The organism is Thauera butanivorans (assembly GCF_048398245.1).
In the GTDB taxonomy this organism is placed as follows: Bacteria; Pseudomonadota; Gammaproteobacteria; order Burkholderiales; family Rhodocyclaceae; genus Thauera; species Thauera butanivorans.
The window spans coordinates 23702-46188 of record NZ_CP183039.1; the positions used below are offsets into that span (position 1 = coordinate 23702).

General features: G+C 61.3%; 19 protein-coding genes. 4 read left to right on the forward strand and 15 right to left on the reverse strand.

Annotation, left to right across the window (positions count from 1 at the left end; translation table 11 throughout):
• Positions 1-143 precede the first annotated feature (143 nt).
• The 3 genes from ACNQFN_RS22765 to ACNQFN_RS22775 all read right to left on the reverse strand — a co-directional run bounded on the left by ACNQFN_RS22765 (position 144) and on the right by ACNQFN_RS22775 (position 1959).
• Complete coding sequence (locus ACNQFN_RS22765; protein ID WP_418648998.1) at positions 144-650, reverse strand: helix-turn-helix domain-containing protein; 507 nt, start codon at positions 648-650, stop codon at positions 144-146.
• A 364-nt stretch (positions 651-1014) separates the two neighbouring features.
• Positions 1015-1539, reverse strand: coding sequence for a hypothetical protein (locus ACNQFN_RS22770; protein ID WP_418648999.1), 525 nt, complete (start codon positions 1537-1539; stop codon positions 1015-1017).
• Positions 1540-1560: 21 nt separating this feature from the next.
• Positions 1561-1959, reverse strand: a complete 399-nt coding sequence (locus ACNQFN_RS22775) for a hypothetical protein (RefSeq protein ID WP_418649000.1) — start codon at positions 1957-1959, stop codon at positions 1561-1563.
• 229 nt (positions 1960-2188) lie between these two features.
• On the opposite strand from ACNQFN_RS22775, the gene ACNQFN_RS22780 reads away from it, so the two are divergent.
• A complete protein-coding gene (locus ACNQFN_RS22780) occupies positions 2189-2335 on the forward strand; it encodes a hypothetical protein (protein ID WP_418649001.1) in 147 nt (48 codons plus the stop codon).
• Here ACNQFN_RS22780 and ACNQFN_RS22785 read toward each other — a convergent pair.
• Together ACNQFN_RS22785 and virB5 are read right to left on the reverse strand one after the other, a co-directional pair.
• Entirely contained in the window at positions 2332-2607 is a 276-nt protein-coding gene (locus ACNQFN_RS22785) for a hypothetical protein (RefSeq protein WP_418649002.1), read from the reverse strand. The genes ACNQFN_RS22780 and ACNQFN_RS22785 overlap by 4 nt on opposite strands.
• A 4-nt stretch (positions 2608-2611) precedes the next feature.
• Positions 2612-3187, reverse strand: a complete 576-nt coding sequence (virB5, locus tag ACNQFN_RS22790; protein ID WP_418649003.1) for a P-type DNA transfer protein VirB5 — start codon at positions 3185-3187, stop codon at positions 2612-2614.
• Positions 3188-4664: 1477 nt separating this feature from the next.
• Between virB5 and ACNQFN_RS22795 the strand changes: the two genes are divergently transcribed.
• Positions 4665-5777 (forward strand): hypothetical protein, encoded by a 1113-nt coding sequence (locus ACNQFN_RS22795; protein WP_418649004.1) that lies wholly within the window; start codon positions 4665-4667, stop codon positions 5775-5777.
• A gap of 357 nt (positions 5778-6134) precedes the next feature.
• Here the strand turns inward: ACNQFN_RS22795 and ACNQFN_RS22800 are convergent, their stop codons facing one another.
• On the reverse strand, positions 6135-6551 hold the full coding sequence (locus ACNQFN_RS22800) for a hypothetical protein (protein ID WP_297358549.1): 417 nt from the start codon (positions 6549-6551) through the stop codon (positions 6135-6137).
• A gap of 114 nt (positions 6552-6665) precedes the next feature.
• Entirely contained in the window at positions 6666-6995 is a 330-nt protein-coding gene (locus tag ACNQFN_RS22805) for a hypothetical protein (protein WP_341649101.1), read from the reverse strand.
• Between the two features lie 673 nt (positions 6996-7668).
• Between ACNQFN_RS22805 and ACNQFN_RS22810 the strand changes: the two genes are divergently transcribed.
• Positions 7669-11067 carry a DEAD/DEAH box helicase gene (locus tag ACNQFN_RS22810; protein WP_418648962.1) on the forward strand — a complete coding sequence of 1133 codons (3399 nt, stop codon included), beginning with the start codon at positions 7669-7671 and terminating at the stop codon, positions 11065-11067.
• A gap of 6 nt (positions 11068-11073) precedes the next feature.
• On the opposite strand, the gene ACNQFN_RS22815 is transcribed toward ACNQFN_RS22810, so the two are convergent.
• From ACNQFN_RS22815 to ACNQFN_RS22835, 5 genes are all read right to left on the reverse strand, one after another.
• Positions 11074-14040, reverse strand: a complete 2967-nt coding sequence (locus ACNQFN_RS22815) for a Tn3 family transposase (protein WP_001138070.1) — start codon at positions 14038-14040, stop codon at positions 11074-11076.
• 2 nt (positions 14041-14042) lie between these two features.
• The gene (locus ACNQFN_RS22820; RefSeq protein WP_003124096.1) at positions 14043-14603 is read right to left on the reverse strand and encodes a recombinase family protein; all 561 of its coding nucleotides are present in this window, start codon (positions 14601-14603) and stop codon (positions 14043-14045) included.
• Between the two features lie 476 nt (positions 14604-15079).
• Positions 15080-16171, reverse strand: a complete 1092-nt coding sequence (locus tag ACNQFN_RS22825; protein WP_017245588.1) for an ISAs1 family transposase — start codon at positions 16169-16171, stop codon at positions 15080-15082.
• Positions 16172-16239: 68 nt separating this feature from the next.
• Complete coding sequence (locus tag ACNQFN_RS22830; RefSeq protein ID WP_418648963.1) at positions 16240-16479, reverse strand: hypothetical protein; 240 nt, start codon at positions 16477-16479, stop codon at positions 16240-16242.
• 8 nt (positions 16480-16487) lie between these two features.
• On the reverse strand, positions 16488-17501 hold the full coding sequence (locus tag ACNQFN_RS22835) for a DNA-binding protein (protein ID WP_418648964.1): 1014 nt from the start codon (positions 17499-17501) through the stop codon (positions 16488-16490).
• 234 nt (positions 17502-17735) lie between these two features.
• Between ACNQFN_RS22835 and ACNQFN_RS22840 the strand changes: the two genes are divergently transcribed.
• Positions 17736-19679, forward strand: a complete 1944-nt coding sequence (locus ACNQFN_RS22840; RefSeq protein WP_418648965.1) for a sigma 54-interacting transcriptional regulator — start codon at positions 17736-17738, stop codon at positions 19677-19679.
• On the opposite strand, the gene ACNQFN_RS22845 is transcribed toward ACNQFN_RS22840, so the two are convergent.
• From ACNQFN_RS22845 to ACNQFN_RS22855, 3 genes are read right to left on the reverse strand one after another with little or no spacing between them, the layout of a single operon-like run.
• A complete protein-coding gene (locus tag ACNQFN_RS22845) occupies positions 19676-20788 on the reverse strand; it encodes an alpha/beta hydrolase (RefSeq protein ID WP_418648966.1) in 1113 nt (370 codons plus the stop codon). The genes ACNQFN_RS22840 and ACNQFN_RS22845 overlap by 4 nt on opposite strands.
• Positions 20670-21977, reverse strand: coding sequence for a TRAP transporter large permease (locus ACNQFN_RS22850; protein WP_418648967.1), 1308 nt, complete (start codon positions 21975-21977; stop codon positions 20670-20672). Before ACNQFN_RS22850 ends, ACNQFN_RS22845 begins: the two co-directional genes overlap by 119 nt.
• 2 nt (positions 21978-21979) lie before the next feature.
• Positions 21980-22477, reverse strand: coding sequence for a TRAP transporter small permease (locus tag ACNQFN_RS22855; RefSeq protein WP_418648968.1), 498 nt, complete (start codon positions 22475-22477; stop codon positions 21980-21982).
• Positions 22478-22487: the final 10 nt, after the last annotated feature.

Genomic DNA, 22487 nt, shown 5'->3' on the forward strand with positions numbered 1-22487 from the left:
TTTTGTTGTTCTCACCCTCTCTTCCACAGGAGGGAGGCGGCTTGACCTCCCTCCTGTGAGCGGGTAGTATGTTTATCGAGCAAGCCCCCGGTGCGACCTCTGCGTCAGCATGCCCCCGGGGGCATAGTTTTTTGTGCGCCAGATCAGTCCGCGCCTTCGCCCGGCACAACCTTGAGCTGCGGCTTTCCCTTCCGTCTAATCCGCTTCGCCCGCCCCTGGCGCCCTTCTTGGCGTGCCTGCAACTCCTCTTGCGCATACGGGGTAGCCGCCTTGATCAGCCCGGAGAAATCGTACTGGTTGGTCTTACTGCGATCGTGCTCCACCCGTCGCTCAATCCGCTTCAAGAAGCCCGCCGCCTCCATGGCCTGAATCCTGCGACGAACCGTCGACGTGTCACAGCCGATCGCCTCCGCGATGGTCTTCTTGGAGGGGAACGGCAGGCTCTCTGCCGTCCACCAGTGCGACAGGAGAATGAGCAGGATATTGATGTCCATGGAGTCCAGGCCGAGCGCACGCTGCCGCATGAAGATCATGTTCGGCAACACCGTCCACCCGGCCTTCATCAGATCAGGCCCCCACTTCTTCTCGTTCTCCTGTAGAGCCTCCTTCCCACCCGGCAATGCCACAGGCGTTTCCTTCACAGCACTCATCGTCACACCTCACCCAAGATCGTTGGAACCGAGTGTGCCCATGCGCAACGCCGCCGACAAGTAAAAATGGGGGGCATCCACGCCCCCCACCTACCTTAATCCTGTGTTCCGTTTGCTACCAAGGGATATGTGTCCGGATATCCTGTTTACGGGAGGCGGGCTGCCACCCCACTGGGCGGCGCCATCACCCTCCACCTGGGACTCACACGCGCCCCCCACGTCTTCAATGAACGGAGGACGAGCAGCCTCCGGATTCATCGCATCAATCATCTTTAAAAGTGGTTTGCGCTTCCTCAGCTGCCTGGCTGGCCTCCATGGCCCCAAGCGCCGGCTCATCCCCGCATACGCGGGCCATTCATTCCGCTCACACCAGCGCTGCAGCCTCTCTCCGCGTTGAAACATAGCCAGCGCGGGCCAGCAGGGCGGCCGGGTTGGTGGTCGCCTCGCCTTCGTCGAAAATCGTGAAGTGACGGGCGCAGCCGGCCACCACGTCATACGACCGGAGGGAGATCTTCTTTTCCCGGTTCACGATCCACTTGAAGGCATCGCTCAGCCTGCCGCCGTCAAGCACCTGGTGCGGATTGCCTCGGGCGGTGTAATCGTCGATGTCGAGGTGGATCGGGAAGTCCATCGCATGCACACGGCCGCCGTCTTCCTCGATGATCGCGACGCTGAAGCGCACGAACTCGGTGCGGATGCCGGCGAGCTCGGTTTCGAGAATGCGGTTCAGCACGTTGTCGCGGCCCTCGTCGGTGTTCCAAAGGCTGGTTCCGCGGTGCTTGCCGGGCACCTGCCACACAACGATGTGGGCCAGTTCGTCCTCGAGCACGATGCCATAGGCGGCCTCCGCGGGCTGGCGATGGTTGCCCGGGAAGATGATGGTCTTCATGCCGTGTTTCTCCTGTGTAGATCAGTGAAGGGTGGGCGGGGTGTCGTCCTGCTTCATGCCCTCGAGCATCGCCTGCAAGTCGGCTTGTCCCTCTTCGGCTGCCTGCGCCATTTCACCCGCAGTTAGCGCCGTTGTGACGGGCCGAAGCTCGACGCGGTAGATGTTGGGGAAGCGATCGACAATGCCCTGCAGAAGCTTGTCGAGCTGCTTCTGTGTGGTCGCCAGCCGTAGCCGCTCCGGCAAGAACAGACGGATCACGATCATGTCGTGCTCGCCCTTGACCAAACCTTGGATGCTCTCAGCCTCACTACGCAGCCAGCCACGCAGCTTCAAAGGCGTAAGGTCATCCGGCGCATTCAATATCGATATTCGTAGTTGTCCAGAAACCATGGGAGCCTCAGCAAGGAAGCCGCTCAGCATCACTACCGGCCTAGCAGCATGGGATATCTGCAAATAGTACCGCGATCCTGAACGCCGAACCGCATGAGGTTCAGCGCAGCAAACAGCAAAGCCCTTTGCCGGACATCATCCCGCCATCCGCGCGACGATCACCGCCATGCTGTACGGCCGGGCCTGACAACAGCCTTCCCTTTTTTTGCGCCGGTCGTGACGCAACGATGACGCCACTGAATACGAAGAAGGTGCGGTGATGAAGTTCTTTCTGGAAGTCGACTTGGAACGCGGGAACGGATCGGTCCGCTGGGAACACGCCACCGCGCGCAAACTCAAGCGGCTCGTGCTCGGGGCGGGCATGCTAGCAGCGACCGCCGCGGCGGTCGCTGCATGGGTGCTTTAGGCTGCAGACAGCCGCCGAATCTCGGCGCCGTAGTCGCGGCGGATGCGCGCGATGTTCTCACGGTCAGTCACATCGAGCCCGCGCAGCTCCGCGGCATAGGAGCCGCGCTCCGCGTTCCAGCGCTCGATCGCGACCAGGTCCGGCGCAACCTTGGCCCGCTCACGGGCGATCCATTCCGAGCGGAAGGCCATCAGATGGGTAATGAGCTCGCGTGCGGACTCGTAGTTGACGCAGTCCTCATGCGTCCACTTCGGCTGGTTTTCAGGGTTCATGATGTCAGGGAGCGCTGCTGCGCAAAGACGGGAAGCCCGTATTCGAGCTCGAGAGTATCCGCCGGTTCAACTGCGTCCGCTGCTCGTCGATCAGCCGCTGCTCGGCCTGCTGCAGCATCGCGATCATCTGGAGCTTGGTGGCCTCGTTGTTGATCGCGGCCTGCTCGGCCCCGATGCGCGCCTGTAGCTCGGCGATCGCCTTCGGGTCCGAAGTCCCGTTGATCTGGCCCATCAAGGCCTCGATCTGCGTGAGTCGTGCCTTGGCGCCATCATAGGCGCGCAACCCTACGGCCTTGTCCGTCGCTGCAGCCTCACGACTGCGCTGCATGATCTGCTGCTCGATGGCGGCCACCGAACCGACCAGTTGCTCGTCGGCCAGGATCTGCGACAGGGCGCCGGAGATCCCCGAGTAGCCACCGCCGGCGGCCGTTTGATAGACCGTCTTCCACTCGTCGGGCAGGTACTGCGGCAAGCCCGGGTTTGCCAGCAGCGAGCCGAGGCCGCGGCTGCCCGTCATCGACTGATAGGTGCTTTCGAGCTGCTGCAGTTGCTGCTGGGCCTGCTGGATCTGCTCGGCCAACGTCCGCTCAGGAGCGGTGGATCGAAATCAAGCGAGCCGGCAGGCGGACCCGCTGGTCGCCGCGTGCCTAGGCGATCGGTCGAAAGCAGATCGCCTGGCGCTATACGAGAAGAAGAAGGCGCCTTTCATTACGGATGCAGAAGCGCGAAGGCGCGCGCTGGAGAGGCTCACAGCCGATCGACGGTAGTGTCGTGAGCTAAGGCTCGCCGCGTGAATCTCAGCACCGGCGCGGGTTTCAGCGCATGGTGAGGGTTTGTGAGCAGCCTGCGGACTTGAGCGCCCTGGAGAGGGGCGACATACACTCCAAACCCAGCATTGGCGCGGGTTTCAGCAGAAAAGTGATACTTTTTGAGCAAGTTTCAGATGCACGCTCATCCGGCGAATCCGGCCCTCGCTTCCGAAGCCGGATTCACGCCTTAAACCCAGCATTGGCGCGGGTTTCAGCCTCGTGGCCCAAACATCTTCTCCGCCTTCAGACCTGTGCGCCCCGGGGGAAAAGTGAAGGTTTGTGAGCAGTTTTGGCGGCTGCTCGCCCCCCTATGGTGAGGCTTTGTGAGCAGGTGCATGCAGCCTGCCGTTGGACAGTACGGCGTCGACTGTCCAATGTCTCGCACAGCGCGATGGAAGCCTGGAAGGTCCCGCGGGGAAGGAACGGCTGGATCCGACCCAGACCCGACGGTCGCTGAGGCGACGGTCGAGTGGCTCAATCCCGAGCGAACCCGCCGTTCACCGGCGACTTTGCACCGCTAGCAAATACCCGTCCGCTTCCCGGTGCGCCGGTCGGCCCCCTCGACGGACAGCGGAGCGGAACTGTCATGCGCTTTGGCACATCCGGGAAAAACCACCGTCTTTCGTGTACGGTTTCGTACCGTGATTTTCTGCCTGAAGGTGGTAACAGCAAGCATTTAAAATGCTTGCATGGAACCCATCTACATAATCCTGCTCTGCGTTGCTGCGTTCGTAGCTATATTGCATGTGCTCAGCAGCCGACGCACCCCCAAGCTCCGCACAATCAAAGTCCGCTCCGACGCGGTGACGCGAGAGCAAGCGAGCCGACAGACCGACCCGCTGATTGCCGCGTGCCTAGGCGATCGGGCGAAGGCGGATCGCCTAGCTCTGTACGAGAAGAAGAAGGCCCCTTTTATTACAGATGGAGAAGCGCGAAAACGCGCTCTGGAGAGGCTGACCTCAGATCGGCGGTAGCGCCGACCTTGACAGCCTGCAGCAAAGGCCGGCCGGAGCGGGGACTTGGTTGCAGACGAGCGTTGCGTGGCGACAAGGACACGCCTCCTTCAGTGCCGCCAGACGCCTCCGCTCATCAACTGCTGCCGTGACCCGCTAGGCCCGTGGGACGGGTGTCCCGATCCTGTCGTTCACCAATGCGTTCTCTGACTTACCGCCCCACAGCATTCCTTGGGCAGCCTTGCTCTGTTCTAACGGCGGCTTGTGGAAGCGTAGAAGGTAGCTAACACACCACATGACTGTGCTGAATCCGATCGATCTTGCCCACCGCTACTTCGTAAGCGACCTCCCCGGCAGCACCATCCCCGCCAGCCGTTTGCGCGACATACTCGACAAACTTCAGAAAGGTCGCCCGCTCACAACGAACGGGTTGAACTACCTGCAGCAACTGGGCCTCACTGCGCTCGGGCAACTCGCTCGGGGCGAGATCACGTATGAAACCTTCCGGGAAACCGCTGCACCTGAACAGGCCAAACGCGAACAGTCGGTCAAAGCCGAGAGGCAGGCCAAACACGCATCCATGCTGGCCAGGGCTGCCGAGCAGAAAGCACGCGAGGCGGATTACTGGGCGCAGCAGGAGGCAGCACGCCTGGCGCGAGAGAGTGATCCGAAGTACATCGCAAAGATGAAAAACCGGGCGCTTCGAGCCCGCTACGGAATCGAGCTGTTCATTGAACAGGAACACCTTCCTCAGCTGATGAACATCCTCCATCGCTTCGATGATGGCAACCGGCTCTCAGACGACGACGTGCTGTGGATGACGACCGAGGGCCGAGATTACTACTCCGAGATTCTCCAGGCCGCCTTCCACGAGCGTGAGGCCGAGTTCTACGCCAGCGAGTACAGGCGGACAACCGACCCGTGGAACGCGGTCAACGCCAGCGGCCACTACCGCAAGTGCGAGAAGGCCAGAAACGCCCACGATTTGCTGACTTCGATTCCGGCGGAGCGACAGAAAGCGCCCAAGCTGAGGTCGGCGATAGCTACCACCCACGGCGGGGTCATGCGCGATCTGAAACGCTTGGATGAAGCCTTGAGCCTCGGCAATCAGGCCCACGCACTCACGCCGAAGGACTTCCGCCCCTGCACTCTATTGGGTGCCGTTAACTTCGAGCTCGGACACTACGACGTTGCCCGAGATTGGTATGCCAAAGCGATCGATCGCGGCGCGACCGAGCGCTCGATAGACTACGATCTACGCGGCATCTTCCTTCGTGCGGATCCGGCCAAACGCGAGGAAATTAAGGCATTCCTCCTGCGCGAAGACCCGGCGCGCTACCGTTGGGTTAACAACCTGCATGCCAGCAAGTCACGTTCAACGGGAAAACGAGCGGGCAACCCCACATAATCGGACTGCGGGGTTTCCGCTGGAAACTAAAGTTAATACTAATGTGGGGTAGATCAAGCAGTCGTGTCACCAGCCGCCATTGCGATCACGGCAATGGCAGCAGGGCGTTCACGTCCAAATTGTTCCGGTCTGGATGAGGCCGACTGACGTCTCGGATGGCGCGTGACATACGAGCGCTTTGACTCCTGCAAGGACGACTCAACAGCCTGACCGGACGGCGAGCATCGGCCCTTCTCACGTATTCGTCATGTCAGCTTTGACACTGCGCACGCGACGGCACCCGACCGATGCAGTCACTGGAAGACGAGGAAAGCTGTCCTTCAAGGTTTGAGCTAAGCGGGCCGCTTGCGCGAGGGGTTAAGCCTCACCGTGCGCACGCTTGAGTAATGCGGCCCACCCTTCAAAGCCGGCCAGATGCTTGGGCCACAGGGCGCAGTGTGTTGACTGTGGATTCTTTGGCCGCCTGCCGCCCTTGTAGTGCTGCCGCAAAAGCTCCTGAAGATCGGCGACCGTGAGCGTGTAGAAGGCATCCGTTCCCGCAGAACGCAGTAGCACCAGCACGCAAACGATCGACTGATCAATGCCCTGGCGCGGTCCGAGGACAGTCTGGTAATCGTCCTTGATCTCGATCTGCAGAAACGAAGCCGCGTTGAACTGCCAAGACGGGCCATTGATGGCCTTCACCTGCACCGGAAATGCGCTGCCTGTCTGAGTGGAAGCAAGCAGATCGAACTGAGGGACGTTTCCCGAGAACGGCGTGGCAATGATGTCCATACGCCCAAGTTCGGACGCGACAAGGTGCTCGCCGATCTGGCGGGTGAGTTGTGTGCTACGGCCGGTCGCCATGGCGTGTTAAGTGAGGCCTAACTTGACGCTTCAGCAATTGATTCACTGCGCTTCATTGTAAGGGCCTTTGATTTGCCCGCTTTGACCGACAAGGAAGTCACCGTTGCATATGGCACAGTGGTAGACGCTTTGGCGGCCGCCTTGGATTTTGACCACCATAATAGTCGGAGGCCAACGACATCGGCACAGAGGATAACCTAATGCCTGTGCGGCTTGAGCTTCCGCTAGTATTGCTGTTGAGGCGGCCTTTTCCACAGCTTCCTCGGCTTCCTTCTTCTCCTTGCTGTCGGGAAGCAGGTCCTTTGCGCTCCTGAAGGCGGAAATGGCAGTACTGAACGTTTCAAATGCTTCCTTTATCCCGCTGAGATCCATCGTTTCTCCTTTGGAGTGTTCTGGCTATTGGCCGAACTGAGCCCGCCGCCCAAGAGTCCTCGTCGCAGCAGCACGGCGAATCGTCTGCGACAGTCTCGAGCCGACACATCCCTGTCTTTGCGTTTTGAGGAAAGCTCTTGTTCCACGTCGTGGTACCCGTGCCGGCACGGCCTGGCCACCCTGCCGTAGCGCCGCCGGCTCGCCGGCATGCTAGGCGCCGCTGATCGTCTGTAACAGAGCGCTCGCGGAGAGTCTGGCAATGATTCGTATGCCTCCGAAGCCCATGGCTCCTCGCGTGGCATAGCACTACTCGAAGAGAAGAATGTCCTCGACGTCATCGACGTCGAAGTCAGCGTGGACTACCTCTATTCCGTCTTACGCTCATCCTGAGGCGGCGGCAGCGTCTCGGTCTGCGGGGACTCTGGCTCCAGGCCGTCAGGCGTACAGGGTCCCCACTCGCCCACTCCGCTGTCCCAGTTGATCGGCCATTACTTGCCCGTTGACGGCCCCGAAAACTCACCGAAAGTGCTCTTCCGTTTTTGGAAAGTCATTGTTCATTATCTCAGCATCGTTTTTTAACTCGATTAACATCAAGCTGGAGTAGGGACTAATAAACTCCACCTTGAACATTTTCGCACCAAAATAAGCCTAAAGGTCGTATATTTCTGCGAGGTTGCGAGCACTTTTCAGACATCTGCTCGTTCCGTTTTCTTATCTGTTATTTTGCCCAGTTTGGGTATTTTTCTTCCTGGCGTACAACGCTGTCTTCTTCTGTTTGATGGCCACCATCTCTCACCTGTCGGCGATTCCCTCATTCTTCAAGAAGGGTGACTTCTGGAAGGGGATTCTCGATCCACTCGTCGCGGCAGGCAGTGGTGAGTCGTTTGCTGAGTTACGAAGGGCGAGTGCAACGCATCGCTGGGCGATCGATGGCAAAGGCAGTGATTTCGGGACGTTGACAGCGTTGCAGGCGGGCATTGTTGATCTCGCGCAGAGTCTGCTTGAGCGGGGAGCCTGGACGTTGCCGACCTGGAGAATGGAGCAGGATCTTGCCTGCCGTGTTGCTCGAGACCTCGGCTGGAAGCTGGCCGCAGAGGATGCGCAGGCTGGTTTTCTGGCCTATCGGATCGAAGCGGCTTCGCTCGATACACACTTCCGGAATGCACTCGTTACGGCGCGCTGGCCGTGCGAAGTCCCCGATCCAGACGGCGCGGCGAAGGCGATCTGGGAAAGCTTTGAAGGCGACAAGCCGGGCAGCGAGGCTGAGCGCCGCTTCTTCAACGACGTGCTGATCCCTGTCTTGGGATTCCCCTTGCTCGACTACCTCCGTCTTCAACCTTCCCTGCGGTCCCTTGGGTTGGACCCACTGGCATTCACGGACCAGCGCGCAGACTTCAGCCTGAACACTGGGCGGGGACTTAAGCTGGTTATCGAGGTCGACGGCAGCCAACACAAGGAATCAGGACAGCGCCAACTTGACCACAAGCGTGACACCGCCCTGAAGGCACTTGGATGGCGCGTCTGGCGCGTGCCTGTCGAGCGCTTCGGTGAGGCTGAGTCGCTGCAGGATGAGCTACGGCAAGTCCTCATGGAACGCAGAGGGGCGACAGACTGGGGGCTCTCAGCTCGCATCCAAGCGCCTCGCTCCAGAGAGCTCCTGACCTGCGTCTGGGGCGCAACGGTTTCCTCCCGCATCCAGTTTTTGCTGCTTGAGGCGCTGCGCGCCGGGATACTGAGTTGGAATGGCCCCTGGCGTGTCTGCGTTGCAGAGGCGGAAACTGAGATCTGGCAAACTGCTCTGGAAGACTTCCAGGACTGGTTCGGCCGCCTACGTGCGCTATTCGGAGAGTCGGCCGCTCCCGAGGTCTGCTGTACGGGCGCCCACCCGGATGACGCTGTGCAGCTCGTCCTCGACCTCTCCATCCTTGAGCCTCATCGGGCCGTGCTCGACACCGATGTACCTGTTGCGTGGTCACGCCCGTGCAGCGCGGCGGCACCGTCCCCAAAGAGAAAATTTTCCGTACGGTTGGTCGCGCCGGAGGTTCCTCCGGAGTCTCTGATCGCATCGTTCGTTCAAGACCTGTTGCGCAAACCTGGCCTGCGCGAAGGGCAGTTCGAGATTATCGGACGCATTCTCACCGGCCAAGATGTCATTGGCCTTTTGCCAACTGGGGGCGGGAAGAGTCTCACCTACCAGTTATGTGGTCTGTTGCTCGGTGGGCTCACCGTCTATGTCTCGCCACTGAAGTCCCTGCTTCAGGATCAGCGGGAACGGTTTCTCGCACTGGGCATCGATCTCGTACAGGAAATCTCGAGCGCCCTGAGCAGGGAGGCAAGAAATCAAGCAGGATACCTGCTGACCGTGGGCGGTGTGCGCTTCTTGCTCATCGCGCCAGAGCGCTTCCTCATCGAAAATTTTCGCCAGCAACTGGCCCATTTCAGGGCACAGTTTGGCGAGGTCTCGCAGGTCGTCATCGATGAGTGCCATTGTGTGAGCGAATGGGGGCACGACTTTAGGCCGGCTTATCTCAGCCTGAGCCGCATCGTGAAAGAACGCACCACTCGGCTTGATGTGTCGGCCCCCTTGGTTGCGCTTACCGGCACCGCCTCCTCAATCGTGCTCTCCGATGTCCGACGCGAGCTTGGCGTTATGGATGATGCGGCCGTCGTGCGGGCGAAGCGACTTGACCGCCCTGAAATCACTATGGCGTGCGTGAAGTTGCGCACACGAGAGAAAGAGCACGCCCTTCGGCAGTATGTGAAGGATTTCATTAGCAGGGCAAAACCCAACGATGGATTGTTGGTCTTTGCCCGCTTTATCGGGGGCACCGAAGGGGTGGTCGGGGTCACCGCTGCCCTGATGAAGGTCATTCAGCACGACAATCTGCGCTTTTACACTGGCACCGCTCCGAAATGGAAGCAGTTCGCGGCCTTCGTTACAAAGGAAAAAAGCGCCACAATTTCAGACGAACAAGCCCTGGCAACCATCCCCTACTGGGCTCTTGGCCCACAAGGAGAGCAGCTCGACTGGGACCAGGTCAAGGCCAAGGTGCAAACCGACTTCATCAGCGGCCTCCAAGGCAGCTATCAGGCGCTCGTTGCTACGAATGCCTTCGGAATGGGGATCGACAAGCCTTCAATACGGAGGGTGATCCACTACACGAGCCCACAATCGCCGGAGGCCTACTACCAGGAGGTCGGTCGCGCCGGGCGGGACAAAGCCCCCTCCGAGGCAGTGCTGCTCTTCTCGGACGAGTTCCCAGAGGTGACCGACGCGATCCTCGACCCAGGCGCCTCGATCGAGGAGGCAAGACAGGCGTATCAGTCTTTCTTGGACGCCCACCAGTATCAGGGTGGGGACTTCGTTCGAACCTTCTTCTTCCACCAGAATGCGTTTTCCGGGCCAGAGCACGAAGCGCGAGTGATCGTCGAGTTGCTGCGCGAGATTCGGCGACTCATTAGCAACGACCGTGCCATCGTACTTGGCTTCATCCCTGAAGATCCGTTCCGGGAACATACCGCGCACAATGCTTGGCGTTCGGAACGCAGCATGGAGTACGGCGTCGTCCGTTTGATCCTTCTTGGCGTGGTACGGGATTACACGAAGAACTACAGCGCAAAGCAGATTGAACTGTCGATCGAGTCGGAGTGGGAGGTCATCCGCGACGAACCCGATGCTTTGTCTGGCTACCTCTCGGAGCAGTTTCGGGCATACGCCCAGCGATACCAGACTTCGCTTCTGACGCCCGGCCAGGAGCTGATCCTTGCCGGAACCAAAATTCGAGAGATCGAGGCCGGCGCCGCGGATGCGCTGGTCAACTTCGTCTACGAGAAAGTCGAGCGAAAGCGCAGACAGGCCTCACGACAAATGCTGGAGCTTGCCCGAATCGGTGTCACCGACCCCTTGCTGTTCCGCGAACGACTGACTCACTACCTACAGGCCTCAGAGAAGTTCACCAAAGACCTCGAGGCGATGGTCCAGAGCGGAGCGGAGGTTTCGTGGATCGACATCCTCAGTTCGGTCGATAGCAGGGATGACCTGAGTGGGGTCGCCTCAGAAAACGGAAAATAAAGCACGCTAAGCCGGTTGCAGCGGTCGTAGCGGCCTGAACTTGCCCGCGCCGATCTTCGCGCTGCTGCGCCAGAGGTAATCGCCGGTGAGGTTGATGTGCTCCCAACCGAGCGGCGACAGGTACTGCAACAGCGCGTCATCAACGGCATGGCCGTTGCCACGCAGCGCGTGCGCAGCCCGTTCCAGATAGACCGTGTTCCACAACACGACGGCAGCCGTTACCAGATTGAGGCCGCTAGCCCGGTAGCGCTGCTGCTCGAAACTGCGGTCGCGGATTTCACCCAGGCGGTTGAAAAACACTGCCCTGGCCAGCGCATTGCGCGCCTCGCCCTTGTTCAGGCCGGCATGCACGCGGCGGCGCAGTTCCACGCTTTGCAGCCAGTCCAGGATGAACAGCGTGCGCTCGATGCGGCCCAGTTCGCGGAGCGCCACGGCCAGGCCGTTCTGGCGTGGGTAGCTGCCGAGCTTTCGGAGCATCAGGGAGGCCGTCACCGTGCCCTGCTTGATCGAGGTGGCCAGCCGCAGGATTTCGTCCCAATGGGCGCGGACGTGCTTGATGTTGAGCGTGCCGCCGATCATGGGTTTCAGCGCGTCATAGGCGGCGTCGCCCTTCGGGATGTAGAGCTTGGTGTCGCCCAGGTCGCGGATGCGCGGCGCGAAGCGGAAGCCCAGGAGGTGCATCAGGGCGAAGACGTGATCGGTGAAGCCCGCCGTGTCGGTGTAATGCTCCTCGATCCGCAAGTCGGACTCGTGGTACAGCAGGCCGTCGAGCACGTAGGTCGAATCGCGCACGCCGACGTTCACGACCTTGGTGTGAAATGGCGCGTACTGGTCAGAAATGTGGGTGTAGAACGTCCGCCCTGGGCTGCTCCCGTATTTCGGGTTGATGTGGCCGGTGCTCTCGGCCTTGCTGCCGGTGCGGAAGTTCTGGCCGTCCGACGATGAGGTGGTGCCGTCGCCCCAGTGCTCGGCGAAGGGATGGCGGAACTGTGCGTTGACCAGATCGGCCAGCGCCGCCCCGTAGGTTTCGTCGCGGATGTGCCAGGCTTGCAGCCAAGCCAGCTTGGCGTAGGTCGTGCCGGGGCAAGACTCCGCCATCTTGGTCAGGCCCAGGTTGATCGCGTCGGCGAGGATCGTGGTCAGCAACAGGTTCTTGTCTTTGGCCGGGTCGCCCGATTTCAGATGCGCGAAATGCCGAGTGAAGCCCGTCCATTCGTCCACCTCCAGCAGCAGTTCGGTGATCTTGACGTGCGGCAGGATCATTGCCGTCTGGTCGATCAGCGCTTGGGCGGTGTCGGGTACCGCCGCGTCGAGCGGCGTGATCTTCAAGCCTGACTCGGTGATGATGGCGTCCGGCAGCTCGTTGGCCGTCGCCATACGGTTGACGGTGGCAAGCTGTGTTTCCAGCAGCGTCAGCCGGTCGTTCAGGTACCGGTTGCAGTCGGTGGCCACGGCCAGCGGCAATTCGCTGGCCTGCTTGAGGCTGGCGAATTTCGCGGGCGGCACCAGGTAGTCCTCGAAGTCCTTGAACTGGCGCGACCCCTGCACCCAGATGTCGCCGGAACGCAACGCGTTCTTCATCTCCGACAGCGCGCACAGTTCGTAGTAGCGCCGGTCGATGCCGGTGTCGGTCATGACCAGCTTCTGCCAGCGCGGCTTGATGAACTCGGTCGGCGCGTCGGCGGGCACCTTGCGGGCGTTGTCGCTGTTCATGCCGCGCAGCACCTCGATGGCGTCGAGCACGTCCTTCGCGGCGGGAGCGGCCCGCAGCTTGAGCACGGCAAGGAATTCCGGCGCGTAGCGGCGCAGCGTGGCGTAGCTTTCGCCGATGCGGTGCAGGAAATCGAAGTCCTCGGGCTGCGCAAGCTTCTGCGCTTCGGTGACGCTCTCGGCGAAGGCATCCCAGGACATGACGGCCTCGATGGCGGCGAACGGATCGCGGCCCGCCTGCTTGGCCTCGATCAGCGCCTGGCCGATGCGGCCGAACAACCGCACCTTGGCGTTGATCGCCTTGCCGGACGCCTGGAATTGCTGCTGATGCTTGTTCTTGGCGGCGTTGAACAGCTTGCCCAGGATGCGGTCGTGCAGGTCGATGATTTCGTCGGTGACGGTGGCCATGCCCTCGATGGCAAGCGCCACCAGGGTGGCATAGCGTCGCTGCGCCTCGAACTTGGCCAGGTCGGCGGGCGTCATCTGGCCACCCTCACGGGCGATCTTGAGCAGGCGGTTCTGGTGCACCGACCGCTCGATGCCAGAAGGCAGGTCGAGCGCCTGCCACGCTTTGAGGCGTTCGATGTGTTCCAGCATGTGCCGCGAATTCGGTTTGACGGGCGATTGGCGCAGCCAGGCCAGCCAGGTCGTTTTGCCGTTGTCCCGACGCTTGAGCAGATCGTCGAGGCGGCGGCGATGCGCGTCCGACAGCGGTTCGGCCAAGGCATCGTAGATGCGCCGGTTGGCGCGGGTGATTGCTTCGGCGCTCGCCCGCTCGACGGCGTTGAGGGCAGGCAGAATGACCGACTGCTGCCGCAGGTGCTCGATCAAGGTGCTGGCCAGCACGATGCCCTTGTCGGTCTGCAAGGCCATCTCGGTCAGCAACTGGACGGCCTGCCGGTAGTGGCCCATGGTAAAGGGCTGGAAGCCGAACACCGTTTGCAGTTCGACCAGGTGCTCGCGCCGGGTCTGCTCCCGCTGCCCGTATTCGTCCCAGCTTTCGACGCTGACCTTGAGCTGGTCGGCGACCAGTTTCAACAAGGGCGGAAACGGCGGCTCATCGACGCCCAGGATGACACCAGGAAAGCGCAGGTAACAGAGCTGCACGGCGAAGCCCAGCCGGTTGGCCGGGCCGCGCCGCTGCCGGATGATGGAGAGGTCGGTTTCGCTGAACGTGTAGTGACGGATCAACTCATCCTTGGTGTCCGGCAACGCCAGCAGGCTTTCGCGCTCGGCGGCGGACAGGATTGAACGACGTGGCATATTTACTGATCCGTTCTCAAGTATTGATACAGGGTTTCGCGACTGATTCCGAATTCACGAGCCAGCTTGGTCTTTTGCTCGCCAGCCTCGACACGTTGGCGCAGTTCGGCAATACGCTCAGACGACAGGGATTTCTTCCTGCCACGGTAGGCCCCGCGCTGCTTGGCGAGCGCGATGCCCTCGCGCTGCCGCTCGCGGATCAAGGCGCGTTCGAACTCGGCGAACGCGCCCATTACCGACAGCATCAGGTTCGCCATCGGCGAGTCCTCGCCGGTGAAGGTCAAATGCTCCTTAAGGAACTCGATGCGTACGCCGCGCTGGGTGAGGCCCTGCACCAGGCGGCGCAGGTCGTCGAGGTTGCGCGCCAGACGATCCATGCTGTGCACCACGACCGTGTCGCCTTCGCGCACGAAGGCGAGCAGCCGTTCCAGTTCGGGCCGCCGTGTGTCCTTGCCCGACGCCTTGTCGGTGAACACTTTATCCACCTGGATCTGTTCGAGCTGCCGTTCTGGGTTCTGGTCGAAGCTGCTGACGCGGACGTAACCGATGCGCTGACCGTGCAAGGTATCCTCCTGAGGGAAATGTGTCAGGAAGAAATCTATGACCCTTGACGGCGTATGTCAATCAATTCGGAAGGCAACTCTATTCTGACGATTTAGCGCCGGATGGTCTGACGCCAAGTTAGGGTATAGCTCAGATTGACATCCCCATCCTGGCATTGGCCAGGAGCGACCGGCCGACGCTTCCACGGGCCAGTTGTTTGAAAGACTACTTGTCTCGGCAATCGCTGTCGGAGCTACGCGTACAACTCCGTTTTTCCTGTCTTCTTATCGGCTGCAACAACGAGAAATGCGCCATGGAGGAAGACATTCGGGATCAGGTTCTCCATCAATCGTACAACCCCTGATCCGCCAGGAAAGAACACCGCGCTCCGCAGTTCGATTCGCTCGACCGGCAACGACGCGAGCGCATACCGAACCTCCTGTTCGGTATGCCAGTACGCGCCTCGATAGGCTCCCAGGGCTACCGCACTCGGAAGTCATAACGGATGAATCCCCAGCATCTTCATCCTGATGTCGTCGTCCCAGGCCGCACGCTTGCGCTTTTGGCGCAAGCTGGTCTTGACCGGGTCGGTGGTGTCGGTGCGGATCAGGTTGAGGATGATCTTCTTGAGCAACGAGAGGTTCTGCGGCGCGTTGTCCTTGCGCACCATGGAGCCGTCCTCGCCGAAACACACGTCCAGCATCCAGTGGAGCCGGTTCTCGATGGCCCAGTGCGCACGCACCGTGCGGGCGAGTTCCTCGGCCGAGAGCACGCGCGAGCTGATGTAGAAGCGCTCCTCGAGCTCGGCCGCCTTGTCGCCGACGAAGCGCTGCGAGACGACGCAGCCGACCGTCTTGCACCCAGGCCACAGCGCGGGGTCGATTTCGCTGCCGCTGGGCACGGCCCAGCTCATCTGCAGGACGGTCCGACCGTGGCCGCGTTCGGCCTGTTCGAAGCCAGGGCCGCACGCCTGCGCGTCGCTGACGAGATCGCGCACCTGCTGGGCGAGCGTGGGCTGGTTGCCCTTGACGGCAAGCAGGTAGTCGCCGCCCTTGTCGAGGATCTTGGCGGCGATCTCGCGCTGGCAACCCATCGCATCGATGCTCACCAGCAACCCCTTGATGTACAGCGCGTCGAGCAGTTCGGGGATGGCGGTAATCTCGTTGCTCTTGCCCGCGACCTTCTCCTGCCCCAGCACCAGCCCGAGATTGGTCGAGAAGGCGCTCACCATATGGACCGCGGGCCCGTCGCCATCGGCCGAGCCACACAAGGTCTTGCCGTCGATCGCTACACTGCCCTCGAGCGCACCGACAATGCCACCCACCCAGCGTCGGAACACCGCCTCGAACTGCTTCGGGTCGAGCACCCGAAACACCCGCAGGAACGTGTCGGCCGACGGGATGCCGTTCTTCAAGGGCAGGAAGCGGCGCAGCCAATCGGCCTTGAGCCGCCCCCACAAGGCGATGTCCTCGAAGCTGTCGGCATCCGAGAGCATGGCGCACACCGCGATCACCAGGATCTCCCGGAAGTCGTGGCGGGTGCCGTTACTTGGACGGCGCGGGTCTTCCAACTCACTCAGTGTCTCCATCAGGCTCGCTCCCGCTCCACTCATGCCGTCCGTCCAAAAGACGAGAGTAGACGCGTTTTCGAGCGGGTTCACAAGATGGCTACGTAACCCATTGAATGCGAACGAGTTCTATGCGAATTGATCAACAAGCGATGACATGCGAGTGCGGAAGCCCTGGGGTAATAGAGATCGCTCTGGATATGGTCGAGGGCGCTATCAAGATATTCAAGGTTCTTGATGCCAGCTAAGCCACCTGAATTCTCAATAATCCAGTCGTGCTCACGGACTGCATGTGCAATGTCGAAATAGAAGATCTTGATCTCGTCCATCGCGGCCTCTAGCGATCTTTGAGGCGCTTGAACACAGCAAGTGTTGCAGGATCGCTAAGCCGTTCTTCCAGAGATTTACTGGTTTCACCCAGAAAGCGCTCGAAGTCGGCTTCCGGCACGGCTTGGACGTAAGATTCCAAGGCATGGTGTAACGCGTCGCGAAAGCAAAGATCACGGCTAGCCATACGGGCGCGAGCATCTTCCAGATGAGGCCGCTGGAAAGGGTTAGCTTCGGCAGCCACAATCATTGCATCAAGTTCGCGTGGAGTCAGCTTCCGCCCATGTTCAGCAACAAATGCTTGCATCTGGGCAGCCAGGCCACTTTCTAATGAGGCAATGGTTTTGAGTACCTCTGCGTACATCGTGTCGCGAGGATTATCCTTGGCAGCCAAGCCAAGGATCTTCTTGTACTCCTTCGCGTTTTCCTTGAAGACCGCCTTGTAAATCTTGTCCGTGTAGATACCGTACTTGATGTCACCCATTGCAAGGCAATCTCGCAATGCATCCGTAAACCCCTGCCGATAATTGAACTCCTGATAGGCTGCAGGGAGATAATCGTGATCCCGCTGGTTGATGTACTTGGTTTGTCCTCCGGCCCGTTCCGCAACGACATCGAGCACAATGTCTAAAATCCGGCTGCGGATGGCTTTGGCCTTGTCGCTTTCTGTGAGCAGCATGGCCAGATTCAGGACAGCACGGAAGTTGAAAATTCCTAATGTAGGTGCCTTGTTACCCTCACTTGCGAGGGAGACATCAACTAGAGCCTTGAATTCTTTGAGACTTTTTCCTTTGAGAACATGGTAGCCATTGCGCTTTAACTCTTCTTCGTGGCTTGTCAGGTAGCGTTCGATTGTGCTGTCGCTTACTTCGAGCAGGTCGGCAACCTGCTGTTTGGTAAAAACCTGCTCTTCGCGGAAAGCAACCCCGCCCAAGGCAAGATGCTCCTCCACCTTGGATATGGCATAGCGGTTGTTGAGGATGTTCTGCCGGTCGCGCTGGGAGTCTGTGAGGTTATGAGCCACTGGTATGATCTTTAGATGAGTCTGGATGTGAGAATATCATCTGGAATCTCGGGCGTGTCCCGAGAAGTGGTGTAAGAGGACGGGGCACGAACGACGGGTCTTGATTCGAATCCGCTTACATGGTTTGGGTTTTGTCGTGAATCGTCTATCCTCGGACACTTTTCCCGGCTGATCCGCACGGCGTGCCCACCGACTCGGCGAGCGCCTTTCCCGTGCCCGCCCACCAGACCATCGATGCCCGCCCCCACCGCGCCCCTGCCGCGCATCCTGTTCCTCATCAGCCATGTCGGCGCAATCAACCCGCCCAGCCCGCTGGCAGTGCAGGTCTCGGACGTGGTCGAGACCTATGCCGGACAGGCCCGCATCGAAGTGGCCGACTGCCGCTTCGTCGACATCCTGGCCTTCGCTGAGCAAGCGGAGCGGGAAGGCCGTGCCGACATCTTCATATGTGCCGGCGCAACCGGCGCCTTCCTGAAGCGCAAGCTGTCGACCGGCGTGGTGCTGATGCAACTCAGCGGGCACGACATTCTGTACGCGCTCCACAAGGCGCACGAGACGCTGGGGCGTGTCGCGGTCGCACAATACGATCAACCGCTGGTCGAACTCGACTACATCCGCAGCCTGTGGGGCGTAGACATCAGCCAGGGCACATACAAGACGCTGGAAGACGCACGCACCCTGCTGGCGAGGTTCGAGCGCCAGGGCTACAGCGTCATCATCGGCTCATCGATCGTCACCCAGATTGCCGGTGAGTTCGGGCTGACCGGCATTCTGTCCACCTCGCCGGTCGCCATCACCCGGGCAATAGACGAGGCACTCGCCACACTGAGTGCAACCCGGGCCGAAACCGAGAAGCGCGTATGGATCAACACCACCCTGCGCCACCTCACCCAAGGCGTGGTGGCGATCGACTCCACCGGTGTCGTGCAGGCGGCCAATCCGGCAGTGGCGCGGGTGCTGGAAACCCCGCTGACCAACTGGATGGGACAGGACATCGACGCCCTCGCGCCGGCACTCAATCTCAAGACCCTGCTGGCGGCTGACGCGGATCCGCAAACCAAGGTTGTGCAGCAGGGCGCAACCACAGTACTCGCCAGCCTCTACCCGATGCGCGACGACGCCAACCAGTTGGTCGGCGCGGTCGCGGTGTGCCAGGACGCCGTAAGCGTCGAAGGCGCCAACCGGCAGCTACGCATCAACACCAAGCGTTCGGAACACCGTTCGCACTACCAACTGGACCAGATCATCGGCAGCAGCCACGTCCTGCGCAGCCAGATAGCCCTCGCCCACCGCTATGCCCAGACCGACGCCACCGTGCTCATCCTTGGCGAAAGCGGGACTGGCAAAGAGCTCTTCGCGCAGGGTATCCACAGTGCGAGCGCGCGCGCCATCGGCCCCTTCGTGGCCATCAACTGCGCCTCGCTTCCCGAATCGCTGCTCGAGAGCGAGCTGTTCGGCTACGAGGACGGCGCCTTCACCGGGGCCAAGCGCGGAGGCAAACCGGGCCTGATCGAACAGGCGCACCGGGGCACACTCTTCCTCGACGAGATCGGCGACATGCCCCTGAGCCTGCAAACGCGCTTGTTGCGCGTCCTGCAGGAACGCGAGGTCGTCCGTCTGGGCAGCATGCAACCCACGCCGGTCAACCTGCGGGTCATCGCCGCCACCCACCGCGACCTTTCAGCAGAGATTCGCCGCGGCAACTTTCGCGAAGACCTCTACTACCGCCTCAACATCTTGAAGCTCCGGCTCCCTGCGCTGCGCGAGCGGCGCGAAGATCTGCGCGACCTCGCGATCCACATCCTTTCGTCCATCCTGCTGCGCGACGGTCTTCATCTCGATCCGAACAGCACGGTCGACCAGCTGATGCCGATGCTCAACCGCCACACGTGGCCGGGCAATGTGCGCGAACTGGGTAATGTCATGGAGCGCGCCGCCCTGCTGTTCGGCGACGACCAGACTCTCTGGTCGAGCATTGACCTGGAGTCGACCCTGCTAGACACCGGCGATGCGGCGCCGAACATCCTGACGACGACGGTCGCTCCGTCGCTAGAAAGCGAAACACTCGCGACGGCGATCGAGCGCAATCAGGGTAACCTGACGCGTGCAGCGCAGTCTCTGGGCATCAGCCGGACGACGCTGTGGCGGCGCCTCAAGGCTGCGCGCAGCGAATCCTAGCGCTGCAAGAAGGCCGTCACGGCAGCGTGAACCCCGGTCATTCGGCGTTCTGCGATCACGAAATGCCCTCCGTCGCCGATCTCCACATACTGTTTGACCGGCGCAGCGATCCGATCGAATAGCCCGAGCACGTCCCCGCGCGTCGACGTTCGGTCGTGGTCGGCACGGATCAGCAGGGTCGGCGCGCGAATGGCTCCGGCGTCGTACAGGGGCCTTCCCGAGTACACCTCGAACAGATCGGCAAGCGTGCCGTTCGGCGCCCGGAACGCGGGTGCGCCGACGCCGACACAGTCCGGATCCTCGGCCAGGCATTCATCGAACAGAGCCCTGAAAACCGCCTCGGGGCGCCAGGCCTGCGCGTTGCCGGCGGGGAGCTCCTCGTCCCAACGCGCCCGGAAGGCGGCCTCGGACACCTGGCGGTGGGCGGCCAGCGCGGGATCGATCCGCGCCGGATCTGCCGGGTCGGCGGCGGCCCGGCGCCACCCCTCACCCTCGCCGGGCGCGCAGTAGAGCGGTGCGTACAGCACCAGACGCCGCACCTGGTCGGCCATGGCCCCTGCCGCGAACATACCGCAGATCAGCGAGCCCCAAGAACCGCCGAGCAGATCGACCTGTCCGGCGCCGGTGCGCTCGCGGATGAAGGCAAGCGCATCCGCCACATCCTGCTGCACCTCCCTGGCGCGTGCGTACGGCCCGCCGTCTGTCGCCTGGCCCGCAACCGCACCGCGCCCCGAACGGCCGTAACCGCGCAGATCCACGGCAAAGACATGCAGACCGTCCCGGGCCAGCATGTCCATCCACGACCAGCCCGGCGCGGCGTTGTCCCACAACGCGCTAGGCACCGTAGCCCCATGCACCAGTAGCAGAGGCGTAGCCGCCCCACCCGCCCCAGCCTGCGGACACCGTTCCCTCAAGCGCAGCCGCAAACCCGGCAATGCCGTCGAGCGCACATGATGATCCGCCCGCATCAGTCCGGTCATGATCGAACCCTCACAGCAAGCCCGGTAGCCAGGTGATGAACACCGGAACCAACGCGAACAACACGAGCGACGCGATGAAGATCGCCACCACCGGCCAGGCACTGCGGTAGACCTCTGAGATCGACACATGCGGCGCGGCCCCCTTGAGCGCGAACAGCGTATAGCCGAACGGCGGAGTCAGGCTGCCGATGGTGAGAGTGATCAGGAACAGCGTCCAGAACCACATCGGTTCGAAACCGTAGGTGCGGATGATCGGGTCGTAAAGCGGGATGGCCAGCAACAGGAAGGCGAACTGGTCGATGAACATGCACAGAATCAGAGGCACCAGCATGAGAATGAACAGCATCAGCCAGGGATCGATGCTCAAGTGCCCCATTGCGTTGATGAGTCCGGTGGTGGCGCCGAAGAAGGCGAGCAGCTGACCGAAAAATTTCGAGCAGGCCACGATCATCAGGATCATCGCGCTGATACTGGCCCCCGAGCGCAAGGCGGCCCACAACATGGCGAGGGAAAAGCGCCGGTAGACGCAGGCGGTCAGTACCGCCCCGACCACACCTGCCGCGGCAGCTTCCGACGGCGTGGCAATGCCTAGCAGGATCAACCCCATCACAGAGAAAATCACGATGCCGAAGGGCAGCATGCTCAGCACGGCCTTCGCCCTGTCGCCAAGGGAGTGGTCTACCACGTGCTCCTGGGCCGGGGCCAGTGACGGGTCCAGCGACACCCGGATGAAGATGTAGATCGCCATGATCACGGCCAGAATGATGCCCGGCACGACGCCCGCCACCAGCAGCCCGGCGATTGACACGTTCGTGACCAGCGAGCCGATTACGATCACCAGCAGGCTCGGCGGAATGATCGGTGCCAGCGAGGCACCACCGAGAATGGTCATGTTCGACAGCCGTTCGTCGTAGCCCTCCTCCGTCATCTGCGGCAGCACGGAACGGCCGAGCATCGCCGCGACCGCCACCGCCGACCCCGAGAGGGCACCGAAGATCGTGGATAGCGACAAGGTCAGCAGATACAGTCGGCCGCGAACCCGACCAATCAACACATCCACCGCCCGCGACAGCACCGACACCGAACCCGAACGGAACAAGACCTCGCCCATCAGAATGAAAAGCGGAATGGTGACGAAGCTCTCCGAGGTGATCGTCTCGTAGAGACTGTTGGTGAACATGCCGAAACCGCGGCTGCCCACCGTGACCAGCACCCCGCTGATGTTGGCGAGCAGAAAGGCTGCGAATACGGGCAAGCCAGTCGCCATCAGAGCGAACAGCAGGACCAAGGACAGGCTCAGGGTCCAATACCACTCCATGATCACTCTCCTCCTTGTTCCGCGGGCACATGCGCCGCTGTGGGGTCGATCGCGAAGCGCAAATAGTGGAGCGTCAGCAACGCCAGGCCGAGCGGGATGAAGGCCGAGATCCACCACTTGGGTACGGCGATCGTGCCCAGCGTCAGAATCCCGCTCTTATATAGGCGCAGCGTCTCGCTCAACGCGATCCAGGCGACGCCGCCGGCGACCACGCCCGCGGTCAGGTGCAGCACGCGCTGCGCCACTTCTTTCGACTTGCCATGCATGGCGTCGACGAAGACCGTCACCGCGATATGACGGTTCGTCCGCGCGACTTCCGGAATCGCAAGACACGTCATTGCGCCGAGGAAATACGTAACGGTGTCGGTGGACCACACCGTGGGGGAGTTGAAAAAATAGCGGCTCACGATCTCAAAGCAGTAGATCAGCGTGATCGCAAGCAGGAGGACAGCGCTCAGATAGAACGCCGCGCGGGTAAGAACGTCGAGCAACCTGAACATGGCGCACCCC